General features: G+C 62.2%; 1 protein-coding gene. It reads left to right on the top strand.

The window, feature by feature from the left end; translation table 11 throughout:
• Positions 1–287: 287 nt before the first annotated feature.
• On the top strand, positions 288–1,206 hold a 919-nt coding region (locus NW846_RS12565), incomplete at its 3' end, for a peptidylprolyl isomerase (protein ID WP_414516208.1).

Below are 1,206 nucleotides of genomic sequence, written 5' to 3'. Positions count from 1 at the left end.
AACCCCAACGGTGTGGTGGTGGTGAATGTGGGGGGAGGCAGTTCTGGCTCAGCCGGTGTCGTCCGCTTCGAGGTCACCGTTCCTAGGTAGGAGAGCCGTGTAGTCATGCCCTCTGAGAACTCCGTCTTTGCTATCGCGGTTGCAAAAGCGTTGCGTAGCGATAACGGCTTTCCCCCAGGTGGAGCACGCCAGTCGTGGAGATATCTATCGAGGTTTGACAGCGCTTGCCGCCTGTGACGGTGGGATGTCAGGCTGAGACAGGAGTGGTTTTGCAGTCGGTAGGAACCATGACGCAGCGTGCCCAAGGATTTTGGCAATGGGGATCCCTTTGCCGGATTGGCCTCTACGTAGCTGCTCTGCTCTGCGGGGTGGCGCTCTGGGGGATCCCGGCGCTGGCGCTGCCCCAAGGGGATGCCATTACCGATCCGCGTACTCTCTTGCGGCGGGCCCTGCCCATCCAGGACAGTCGGATTTGGGAAATCGATGAAGCTATTACCAAGATCGAGGCGGACCTGAAGTACAACCGCTGGTCGGCGGTGCGGGGGGATGTGCGCCAGGTGGAGCGGCTCCTGGATCGCTATGCGGATCCCCTGCTGGCGGAGTTGCCCCCCGAGCAGGCTGCCGCCGCCTCTGAAGCAATAGCCGCCCTACGCCAGGAGTTGCAGCTCATCAGCCAGGCCACGGAGCGCAAATCCAAGGGCAAGGAGGAAGCCCGCGCCGCCTACGACCGCCTCATAGACGACTTGGGATCCCTGGAGAACAACTGGGTGGGGGCCTTCCCCTACGAGGTACCTGATGAGTACGCCGACAAGCCTCAGCTCCTGGGCCGGGCAGAAGTGGAGCTGAACACCACCGCCGGGCGCATGGTGATCACCCTGGATGGCTATAGTGCTCCAATAACTGCTGGCAACTTCGCTGACCTAGTGCAGCGGGGCTTCTACGATGGCCTGACCTTTGACCGAGTGGAGAAATTCTTCCTAGTGCAAGCTGGAGATCCCCCTGGCCCTGCCGACGGCTATGTGGATCCGGCCACCGGCAGAGTCCGCACCATCCCCATGGAGATCCGGGTCAAGGGTGAGGTAATGCCCCGCTACGGCCAAACCTTCGATCAACTGGGCCTGTGGGATGTGGAGCCGGCCCTGCCCTTTGCTGCCGAAGGGACGGTGGCCATGGCCCGCTATCCCGAGGATCCCAACAGCGCCTCTT

Origin of the sequence: Synechococcus sp. W60.3, from assembly GCF_047502615.1 — a bacterium.
In the GTDB taxonomy this organism is placed as follows: Bacteria; Cyanobacteriota; Cyanobacteriia; order Thermostichales; family Thermostichaceae; genus Thermostichus.
Note: the sequence above shows the minus strand (reverse complement) of the source record. Positions and strands in the feature narration are given on the sequence as shown.